Source organism: Mesorhizobium sp. M7D.F.Ca.US.004.01.2.1 (genome assembly GCF_003997785.1).
GTDB lineage: Bacteria > Pseudomonadota > Alphaproteobacteria > Rhizobiales > Rhizobiaceae > Mesorhizobium > Mesorhizobium loti.
The window spans coordinates 1-10,380 of record NZ_RZRQ01000215.1 but is presented as its reverse complement, the minus strand read 5'-3'; the positions used below and the strand labels follow the sequence as shown (position 1 = coordinate 10,380).

Sequence of the window (10,380 nt, the reverse complement as noted above, 5' to 3'; positions counted from 1 at the left end):
AGACATATCGCGGTGATCGGCGGCGGCATCATCGGCTGCAGCGCGGCTTTTCATCTGCTGCGGTCCGGCGTGCGCCAGGTGACGGTCATCGATGCGGGCCAGCCGGGTGCCGCAACCACCAGTGCCGGCGCGGGATTCGTCTCCCATTGGTCCGCCGGCATGATCCCGCTCGGCGAAGAGGGTTTTCAGCTGCAGCAATATGGCCTCGATTTCTATCGCCGGCTGCATGAGGTCGGTGTCGAGATCGGCTATCGGCCGAACGGCACTTTGATCATGGCGCTGACCGAGGACGGGCGCGAACGTTTTGTCCGCCCGGTGCTGGACTCTCCCTATGCGCCGCCGGAAATGCAGGACCTGAACGCCGCGCAGATCGGCCAGAAGATGCAAGGTCTCATCGATCCGGCGCGGGTCCATTCGGCAGCCTACAATCCGCATGGCATCCAGCTCGACACCAAGCTGGCGATGGGTGTGCTGACCGGCCAGATCAGCGAGCTCGGCGGCATTTTCCGCAGCAAGACACGTGTCACAGCCGTCCATGACGCCGGCGACCGGGTGACGATCGAGACCGATCAGGGCAGCCTTGAGGCCGACGGCGTGATCGTTGCCGCCGGCGCCTGGAACAACCAGGTCATATCAGGCCTTGGCTGGCAATTGCCGCTGCTGCGGGTCGTCGCAACGCGCATCGTCACCGACGACCGTGGGCTGCCGTCGACCATTCCCACCGTCCAGTGCCGCGAATTGCGGCTGTGGCTGCGCGAGACATTCGGCGCCGTCATGTGGGGAACCGGCCGGCACTACAAGCCCTTGTACAAGACGAATGACAGCGAAATCGAACCCGGCCAGCCGCACAATCTCGAGCTGATGCGGGAGACCTCCGAGCAGGAGCTTGCCGAGCTGCAGACGGTGTTCCCGCCGCTGCGCGGTTCGACGATCGCGAGCTGGGCGCAAGGCGTGCCGTGCTACACGCCTGACCACGGCCTCATCGTCGGCAAGGTGCCCGGCAGCGACAACGTCGTGGTTGTCGGCGGCGACAACGAGAGCGGCGTCACCCATGGACCAGGTCTTGGCCGGCTCTCCTGCGAACTGGTCCTCGGGCAGACCCCGTTCGTTTCCGCCGAGCGATTCCGTGTCGATCGCTATGCCTCCGACGCCTTCAAGTCGGAAGCCGAGATCGAAGCCGCCATGCCGGTCTGGGGCGCGCGTCATGAGGCGTCGCGGTTTGGTCGCGAGGCCTGATCGGAGCTGTCCCCGACGCTGGCCTGTCAGCTGTCGCCGACGCTATCGAGCAGCGCCTGCGCCACCGCCCTGACCACCGGGCCGGCATTCTTCCTCATGACGATGTGGAAGGAGCCGGCGTGGCGACGCGAGGTCTTGGTCAGCCGGACGAGCTGGCCGCGACGCAGATGCTCGTCGGCGAATCCCGCCCAGGCGAGCGCCGCGCCGCGCCCGGCGATGGTTTCGTGTATCATCGACATGTAGCCGGTGAACCGAGGTCCATCGAGTTTCCGGTCGGTCCCGATCCACGATTGCCAACTGTCGATCGCGCCCGGCGGCGTCACCTGATGCAGCAGCGGCACTGTCATGAAAGCCTCGGGCTCTTCCGAGCCGAGCGCCGGATAACGCGCCAGGAACGCCGGCGCGCAAACCGGGAACCATTCACCGTCGAGCAGTTTTTCGGTCAAGAATTCGGGCCATTGCCCGGCTTCGCCGAAACGGATCGACAATGCCACTTCAGGCTGGTCGAAATCCCTGTAGTCGGTGGATGTCTGCAAAAGCACCCGGCCATCTGCCACCCGCGAGGTGATGAGGTCGAAGCGCGGCATCAGCCATGCCTGCGCGAGGTCGTGGCTGCAGCCGACCACGAATGTATCGCTATCGTGCGCGGTCAAATCCTCGACCGCTTGCCTGATGGTGCTGAGACCCTCGCGGATCGCTTCGGCCAGCGTGTTGCCGGCCCCGGTGACGGCGACGCGATTGCCTTTGCGCGTGAACAGTTCGACCGACAGCTGGCGCTCAAGATTGGCGACATGCCTGCTGACCGCCGATTGCGCGATGTTGAGCTCCTGCGCGGCCAGTGTCAGCCCGCCATGCCTGGCGGCAGCCTCGAAGACGACCATGGCGTTCAGCAGGGGAAGCGATGTCTTGAGGGTTTTCACGGTCCAAACCTGCCTTCATGCCTTTTCGATATGAAGGTCTATCATATCTGTATTTGCTGCAAGCCTTTCCGCATCGCACACTCTATCGAAACATCATCCTAACGCCAGCGAGCAGAAAGGTGTTTGCCGTGCAGGCCTACACATCGAACAGCCAGCCTATCGACAGAAGCGAGACCGTCAGGCTGATCGACCGGCAACGTCCGGACTGGTCGCTGGAACAGGCCTTCTATGCGGATCCGGCGATCTTCGCGTTGGAACGGGACTTGTGGTTTCCGCGCCAATGGATGCTTGTCGCCCATGCCAGCGAGGTCCCCGAAAAGGGCCGCTACATCGTGCGCCAGCTTTTTGACGAGGAGATCGTCGTCGTGCGCTTCGGCGACGGCGAGGAGGACATCGCGGCCTACTACAATGTCTGCACCCATCGCGGCTCGCGGCTCTGCGCCAAGGACGGTCGCGGTAAGCTTCTGGTCTGCCCCTATCATGCCTGGTCGTTCAGGCTGACCGGCGAACTGAAGTCACGGCAGGATCTACCGGCAAGCGTCGATCCGGAAGCGCTGGGACTGCACCGCGTGCCCTGCAAGCATTTCGGCGGCCTCGTGTTCTGCGGCCTCGATGCCAATTCGTTGCCCGATATCCAGCCTGTCGCGGACGGGCTGACGGGCGGCTTGCGCGAAAACGGCCTCGACCGTGCACGCATCGTCGCGCGCAAGAATTATCTGACCAAGGCGAACTGGAAGCTGGTGCTCGAGAACTTCCTCGAATGCTATCACTGCCGGCCGGCTCATCCCGAATATTACCGCGTCAACGGCCATGTCAAAGTGACCGCGACGCGCGACGCCGACAAGGCGCTCGAGTGGCAGAACGAAATCGAGGCCTGGCACAGCGTCATCGGCGATGCCGAGTTCCACAAGGGCGCATGGCAGGCGGGCGACCTCGACACGATGCCGTTTGCCATGCACCGCAAGCCGATCGGCGCCGGCCGCAACACGCTGTCCAATACGGGCCAAGGGGTCTCGTGCCTGATGGGTGGCCGTGACGCCTATGATGGCGGCGAAAGCGGCTTCCGCCTCGGGCGCCTGTCGTTTGCAAGTGCTGCCAACGACTATGTCACGCTGTTCCAGATGATCCCGCGCAGCGCCACGGAAACCGACGTCATCCTGACCTGGCTTGTCGACAAGGATGCCGATGGCGACATCGACGCCGATGCGATCAGCTGGATGTGGGACGTCACCACGGTGCAGGACAAGAAGATCACCGAGGACAATGCCGACGGCATCATGTCGCGCGCCTACCGGCCGGGTCCTTACACGCCGCTGGAAAGCCAGACCTCGTTCTTCGTGCAGACCTACCTGTCGGAACTGCGGTCGCTGCTCACCGGCACGCGCGGCGCGCCGCTCAGCCAGTGGTCTGCGCCGAAGGAGCTTTTCGCATCGCCGAAAGCGGCGAGCTGCAATACGCTGCTCTGACCTACGGCTGAAAACGCCTCTTTGAGGCGTCGCATTCCGATGCCATATGAAGGTGGCCGACGGAATGTTGCGGGAGAGGTGGTCATGACCAAAGGTTCGGATCTGTTCGTCGCGGCCCTCGAGAACGAAGGGGTCGAACGGATTTTCGGCATTCCGGGGGAAGAAAATCTCGACATCGTCGAATCGATCCGCCGCTCGTCGATCCAGCTGATCCTGACCCGCCACGAGCAGGCGGCCGCCTTCATGGCCGCCACCTATGGCCGGCTCACCGGCAAGGCAGGCGTCTGCATCACCACGCTTGGCCCCGGCGCGCTCAATCTGACGACCGGCTCGGCCTATGCGCTGCTCGGCGCGATGCCGATGATCATGATCACCGGCCAGAAGGGCATCCTGTCATCCCGGCAGGCTCGCTTCCAGATCGTCGACATCGTCGCGGCGATGAAGCCGCTGACCAAGCTGTCGCGCCAGATCGTCTCGCCGAAGATGATCCCCTCGCTGGTGCGCGAAGCTTTTCGCGTCGCCCGGGAAGAGCGTCCCGGCCCCGTGCATCTGGAACTGCCGGAAGATATCGCGGCTGCGGAGTGCGAGCCGATCGCACTGGTGCCGACGCACCCGGTCGAACTGCCGCTGGCCAGCCCGGGCGCGCTTGATCGCGCCGCCCGTATGATCATGGAAGCCAAGCGTCCGCTGTTGATGTTCGGCGCGGCGGCGTCGCGGCCGCGCGTGACCCCCGATGTCGCCCAGTTCGTGCTGCGCACGCAAATTCCCTATTTCACCACGCAGATGGGCAAGGGCACCGTGCCCGGCGGCACCGAGCTCTACATGGGAACGGCAGCCCTTTCGGAGCGCGACTATGTGCACGAGGCCATAGAGCAGGCCGATCTGATCATCACCATCGGCCACGACACGGTCGAGAAACCGCCCTTCATCATGGGCGCCAAGGGGCCTGAAGTCATCCATGTCGGCTATCAGTCCGCGGATGTCGAGCAGGTCTATTTCCCGCAAGCGGAGATTGTCGGCGACCTCGGCCCTTCGCTCAAGCTGCTGGCGGACCGCATCGAGGGCAACATCCCCAACGCGCAGGCTTTGCTGCCGCTGCGTGAAGGTATTTTGAGTCGGATCGCCGCGCGCGCCACCGAAGATCGCTTCACGCCGCAGCGCATCGTGCATGACGTGCGCGCCGTGATGCCGGCCGACGGGATCCTCGCCCTCGACAACGGCATGTACAAGATCTGGTTCGCGCGCAACTACCGGACGCGCATGGCAAACACGATCCTGCTCGACAATGCACTGGCCACCATGGGCGCAGGCTTGCCGTCGGCGATGATGGCGGCACTGCTCTATCCGCAGCGCCGTGTCATGGCCATCTGCGGCGATGGCGGCTTCATGATGAACAGCCAGGAATTGGAGACCGCCGTCAGGCTCAAGCTCAACCTCGTCGTCCTGCTGCTCGAGGACCACGCCTACGGCATGATACGCTGGAAGCAGGCGGTCGACGAGTTTCCGGATTTCGGCATGACCTTCGGCAATCCCGACTTCGTGAAATACGCCGAGGCCTATGGCGCCAAGGGGACCAGAGTTGGCGCAATCGCCGAATTGCGGCCCGCGCTGGAACAGGCCTTCACCGGCGGCGGCGTGCATCTCGTCGTCGTGCCCATCGATTATTCCGAGAACATCAGGGTGCTTGTCGACGAGTTGCGCGAGCGGCTCCCAGCGCCCCAAGCATCCTGATGGCGGCAACAATGCCGCCGTCAGGATTGCCTGGAACTGGTGCCGAAGCGCCTAGACCTTGCAATAAGGCGTTACCGGCGCGATGGTGCCGAAATCCTTGACGATCTCGTAGCCGATGCCGTCGCCCGCCGCCTTGCCGACATAGGAATGGCAGAGCGTGTGGTTGTTGGTGGCGTCGACGCGGATCTTGCCTTGCGGCGCGTCGAACTCGATCGACGGCAGCGCCTTAAGTACATCGTCGTCCTTCAGCGATCCGGCCTTCTCGGCGGCCAGCGCGTAGAGATGCAGGCCGTTGTAGCCGGCTTCGCCGATGCCGTTGACCATCTTTTCCTGGCCGAACTTTTCGCGGAAGCTCGAGATGAACTTCTTGTTGACCGGGTTGTCGAGCGCCATCCAGTAGGGTTGCGGCGCGTAGGTGCCGGCCGCCACGCCGGGCGGCAGTGCGTCCTTGTTGAAGACCTCGTCGAGCGGCGCGATCAGCGGCTGCTTGATGTCGAAGCTGCGATACTGCTTGAGCTGGGTGACGGCGTCGTTGCCGACCACCATCGACCAGACGACATCGGGCTTCAGCGACTTGATCTTCTGGAAGGCCGGGCCGAAATCGGTGGTGCCGAACGGATAGTAGTCGGCACCGATGATCTTGCCGCCAGCCTTTTCATAGGCCGCCGTGATCGCCTCGGTCATCTTCTGCGGCCAGGCATAGTCCGAGGCCATGACATAGATGGTCTTGCCCAGGTTCTCGGCCACCCACGGCATCATCGGATCGACCTGCTGCATCGGGATCGGGCCGGTGGCGACGAAGTAGCGGTTGCATTCGCCGCCTTCGAAATTGGTCGGATAGAAGAACAGCTTCTTGGCCTTTGAGGTGACCGAGAGCGTCGCGCTTCGCTCGGGCGAAATGATCGTGCCCATGATCACGTCGGCCTTGTCTTCGTTGATGAGCTTGCGCGCCTTGTCGATGGAGCCCTTGGTGGTGGTCTGGTTGTCTTCGATGATGAGCTCGACCTGGCGCCCGCCAATACCGTTGGCGGCGTTGAGTTCGGCGGCGGCGAGCTTGTAGCAATTGAGCAGCGTTTCGCCGAGGATCGCCTGCAGCCCGGTGATCGGGATCGACAGGCCGACCTTGACAGTGTCTGCGGCGCGCAGGATTGACGGCGCGCCGACCATGGCAAAGGCGGCCGCGGCGCCGCCGGATTTCAAGACAGTTCTTCTGCTTATCATTGTTGTGTTCCCTTCCAGTCCCAGGCGCGCCCCATGCACGCCTTACAAAGCCAACAGGTCCTTCAGCAGGGTCTCGTCGGCGAACGCCTCCGGCGCGCCTTCATGGACGATCCTGCCCTTCTCCATCACCAGACAGCGGTCCGATGCCTTGAGAACGAGATCGAGATTCTGCTCGACCAGAACGATTGCGATGCCGCGTTCGCGGGCGATGCGCGGCACCAGCTCGGCGATCGACTGAACGATGTTCGGCTGAATGCCTTCCGAGGGCTCGTCGAGCAGCAGCACCGACGGCAGGCCGCACAAGGCGCGGCCGATCGCCAGCATCTGCTGCTGGCCGCCCGAAAGCGTGCCGGCGACCTGCGCTTCGCGTTCGCGCAGGATCGGAAAATAGCCGAAGATGTCGGCCTGAATGCCGCCGTCGCCACGGTCCTTGGCGGCGCGGGTGCCAACTTCCAGGTTTTGCCGCACCGTCAACTGATTGAAGATGCCGCGGCCCTGCGGCACATGCGCGATGCCCGCCCGCGCGCGGCGGAAGGCGGGTGCGTTCGTGAGGTCCTGGTCGCCGAGAACCACAGCACCGCCGCTCGCCCGCAAGCCGCCGGCGATGACGCGCAGCAGCGTCGTCTTGCCGGCGCCGTTGCGGCCAAGCAGGCCGACGACTTCGCCCGGCGCGACACTGAGGTCTATACCGTTCAGCACCGGGAGCAGGCCGTAGCCGGCCGAGACCGCGATCGTCCGCAGCATGGTCAGCGCCTCCCCAAATAGACGTCGCGGACCATCTCGTCGGCCTCGATGTCGTGGAAAGGACCACTGCGCAGCCGGCGTCCCTGATGCAGCACCAGCGTCTCGCAATTCAGCGCCCGCACGAAACGGATGTCGTGTTCGACCGCGACGATCGAGAATTCGCCCTTCAGCCGCAGCAGCATCTCGGCCGTTGCCAGCGTCTCCTGCGGCGTCATGCCGGCGGTCGGCTCGTCGAGCAGCAGCAGCCGTGGCTCGATCGCCAGCGCCATGCCGATCTCCAGCCATTGCTTCTGGCCATGCGCGAGTTCGCCAGCCAGCGTCGCGGCACGATTGGTGAGCGCGACCAGCTCCAGCAGCTCGCCGACCGGCCGGGCCGGTGACGGCACGCCCCACCGCGCCACCTTCAGATTGTCTTCCACCGACAGGCTGGAGAAGACCGATGGGATCTGGAATTTTCGCGCGATACCGAGCCGGGCGATGCGATGCAGCGGCAAGCCGGCGATGTCGCGGCCGAGGAAGCGCACGCTGCCGCTGGTCGGGCGCAGCGTGCCAGTCAGCACGTTGAGGAAGGTGCTCTTGCCTGCGCCGTTCGGCCCGATGATGCAGCAAAGCTCCTTGTCGTGCACGGTGAGATCGAGCGCCTCCAGCGCCTGAAGTCCGCCAAAGCGGATGCCGACATTCTTGGCCTGGAGCAGGACGTCGCTCATTGCGCGCGCCTCCGGCTCTTGAACAGGCTCTTCAGCCGCGCGTAGATCGACAGGATGCCGTCCGGCAGGACGAAGACGATGATGACGAAGACGCAGCCGAGCAGCAGCGGCCACAGGCTCGGGTTGAAGCTGCTGATCGTCTGCTGCGCGCGCTGGATGAAGATCGCGCCGAGCACCGGACCAAGCAGCGTGCCGCGCCCGCCGACAGCCACCCAGACGATGACTTCCGTCGACAGAAGCAGCCCGGAAAGGTCGGGCGCCACCAGCCCGGCCATGCAGACATAAAGCGCGCCGGCAAGCCCGGCGATGGCGGCGGACAGGGTGAAGGTGACGAGCAGCCGAAGTGGCGCGTTGTGGCCAAGGGCTGCGGCGCGGATTTCATTGTCCTGGATGGCGGTGAGCACCGTGCCCCAGCGGCCACGGCTGATAGACCACAGCGCCAGCACGACCACCGAGACGATCGCCGCCACGAAGATGTAGGAGGGCAGGTCCTGGCTAAGATCGACATGCGTGCCGCCAACATCGAATTCGATCGGCGGGATGCCGATCAGGCCGCTGTCGCCGCCGGTGACCGAGCTCCACGACACCGCGGCCTGCTGGCAGATGACGCCCATGGCCAGCGTGACGATTGTGAAATAGCTGCCACGAATGCCGCCGAAGAACAGGAAGTAGCCGATGATGGCGGCGACGAAGGCTGCACCCGCCACCGCCCCGATGATACCAAGCAGGCTTCCGAAGGGGATGGCGTCGTTGAGCGTGACCAGCGCCATGATGTAGCCGCCAATGCCGAAAAAGGCGGCGTGGCCGAAACACAGGATGCCGGTGCGGCCCCAGAAGAAGTCGAGGCTCGCCGCGAACAGGCCGAAGATCAGCGCGTCGCGGATCACCGTCAGCTGGTAGCCGTCGGCGAAGAGGGGATAGACGCCCGCGAGCGCCACGCAGACGGCGAAGATCAGCAGCCAGTTGCGGTCGCGGGCGATCATCGCGATGCTCCGTTGAACAAGCCGTTGGGCCGCAGACGGACAGCGACGATGGCCGCAAGCAGCACGATCGCCTGCGCCAGCGATGGCGAGATCTGGTAGTTGAGGATGCTGGTCAGCCCGCCGACGAAGACGCTGCCGGCGACAAGGCCGCCGATCGAGCCGACGCCACCGACGATGACGACAAAGAAGGCGTTGGCGAGGTAGTTCACCCCCATCTGCGGCAGGACGATCGCCAGCGGTGCGACCAGCCCGCCAGCGAGGCCGGCGATGGCCGCACCGAAGGTGAAGGCAATAGCGTAGGTGCGCCTTGTGTTGATGCCGACGCCCTCGGCCATCTCGCGGTTCTGGATAACGGTGCGGATGTCGAGACCGAAGGACGTACGGCTGATCAGAAGGATGACGCCGAGCAGGGTCAACATGGCGATGCCGATCAGGATCAGCCGGTAGGCCGGATAGACGGTGAAGATGAGGTCGAGCGTGCCCTCGATCGGTGGCGTCACCGGCTTGGCGCCGAGACCGAAGGTCAGTTCCAGCCCTTGCTGCAGGATCAGGCTGACGCCCCAGGTGGCGAGCACGGTCGAGACCGGCCTTGAGTAGAGATGGCGGATGATGGCGAACTCGAGGATGCAGCCGACCACCGCGCCGGCGATGGGCGCTGCGGGCAATCCCAGCCAGAACGAGCCGCCCATGCTCTGCACGAAATAGACCGCGAAGGCGCCGACGGTGACGAACTCGCCATGCGCCAGGTTGGTCACGTTCATCAGCCCGAAGCTGATCGCCAGCCCGAGCCCGACCAGCATCAGGATGCTGATCAGTGTCAGCGCATTGAGAAGCGTGGTGATGAGAAAATCCATCGCGTCAGGCTGCGCTGGCGAGGCGTTGGCGCAGGCCGGCGAGCAGGGCTTCGGCGGCATCGATCACCGCTGCCTGGTGCGGCTGCAGATCCTGCCCGGCCCATTCGTCGATATGGTCCGACAGCGGGTCGACCACTTCGGTGCGGTGATTGGCCAGCGTCTCGATGACGGCATGGCCGCAGAACGGCACATAGCCTTCCGAATAGCCGCCTTCATGGGTCATGATCAGACGCCCTTGCGAGGTCTCGGCAGCCAGCGCCACCATCCGCGCGGCGAGCCGCCGGAAGCATTCGCTGTTGAGCATCATGCGGCCGAGCGGATCGAAGCCTGACGCGTCGAAGCCAGAGGCGACGATGACGAGGTTCGGTCTGTAGGCGCGCAGCGCCGGGGCGACGACGCGGTCGAAGGTTGCTTCATAGGCGCCGGTACCGCTGCCGGCCGGCAGCGGGATGTTGATGTTGTAGCCTTCGCCGTCGCCTTTGCCGTTGTCGGCCAGCGCGCCGCGCCCGGTCGGATAG

At 64.5% G+C, this 10,380-nt stretch carries 9 protein-coding genes and 1 pseudogene; 3 read left to right on the top strand and 7 right to left on the bottom strand.

Going from position 1 to position 10,380, the window contains the following annotated elements; translation table 11 throughout:
- Positions 1 to 1,236, top strand: a 1,236-nt coding sequence (locus EN993_RS24350) for an FAD-binding oxidoreductase (protein WP_164757781.1), incomplete at its 5' end; no start/stop codon positions are given.
- Between the two features lie 26 nt (positions 1,237 to 1,262).
- Here EN993_RS24350 and EN993_RS24345 read toward each other — a convergent pair.
- Positions 1,263 to 2,156, bottom strand: coding sequence for a LysR family transcriptional regulator (locus EN993_RS24345; protein WP_109661741.1), 894 nt, complete (start codon positions 2,154 to 2,156; stop codon positions 1,263 to 1,265).
- A 128-nt stretch (positions 2,157 to 2,284) separates the two neighbouring features.
- On the opposite strand from EN993_RS24345, the gene EN993_RS24340 reads away from it, so the two are divergent.
- Together EN993_RS24340 and EN993_RS24335 are read left to right on the top strand one after the other, a co-directional pair.
- On the top strand, positions 2,285 to 3,622 hold the full coding sequence (locus tag EN993_RS24340) for an aromatic ring-hydroxylating dioxygenase subunit alpha (RefSeq protein ID WP_164757780.1): 1,338 nt from the start codon (positions 2,285 to 2,287) through the stop codon (positions 3,620 to 3,622).
- Between the two features lie 84 nt (positions 3,623 to 3,706).
- Positions 3,707 to 5,353 (top strand): acetolactate synthase large subunit, encoded by a 1,647-nt coding sequence (locus tag EN993_RS24335; protein ID WP_127265034.1) that lies wholly within the window; start codon positions 3,707 to 3,709, stop codon positions 5,351 to 5,353.
- 51 nt (positions 5,354 to 5,404) lie between these two features.
- On the opposite strand, the gene EN993_RS24330 is transcribed toward EN993_RS24335, so the two are convergent.
- The 6 genes and pseudogenes from EN993_RS24330 to EN993_RS24305 form a co-directional block, all read right to left on the bottom strand.
- A complete protein-coding gene (locus EN993_RS24330; protein ID WP_245468953.1) occupies positions 5,405 to 6,553 on the bottom strand; it encodes a substrate-binding protein in 1,149 nt (382 codons plus the stop codon).
- A 63-nt stretch (positions 6,554 to 6,616) separates the two neighbouring features.
- Positions 6,617 to 7,318, bottom strand: coding sequence for an ABC transporter ATP-binding protein (locus EN993_RS24325; RefSeq protein WP_127265032.1), 702 nt, complete (start codon positions 7,316 to 7,318; stop codon positions 6,617 to 6,619).
- 2 nt (positions 7,319 to 7,320) lie between these two features.
- Positions 7,321 to 8,025: an ATP-binding cassette domain-containing protein gene (locus EN993_RS24320; protein WP_109661750.1), complete on the bottom strand. Its 705-nt coding sequence runs from the start codon at positions 8,023 to 8,025 to the stop codon at positions 7,321 to 7,323.
- Positions 8,022 to 9,008: a branched-chain amino acid ABC transporter permease gene (locus EN993_RS24315; protein WP_127265031.1), complete on the bottom strand. Its 987-nt coding sequence runs from the start codon at positions 9,006 to 9,008 to the stop codon at positions 8,022 to 8,024. Before EN993_RS24315 ends, EN993_RS24320 begins: the two co-directional genes overlap by 4 nt.
- Positions 9,005 to 9,862, bottom strand: a complete 858-nt coding sequence (urtB, locus tag EN993_RS24310; protein ID WP_127265030.1) for an urea ABC transporter permease subunit UrtB — start codon at positions 9,860 to 9,862, stop codon at positions 9,005 to 9,007. Before urtB ends, EN993_RS24315 begins: the two co-directional genes overlap by 4 nt.
- A gap of 4 nt (positions 9,863 to 9,866) precedes the next feature.
- Positions 9,867 to 10,380, bottom strand: a pseudogene (locus EN993_RS24305) (class II histone deacetylase); the annotation flags it as partial.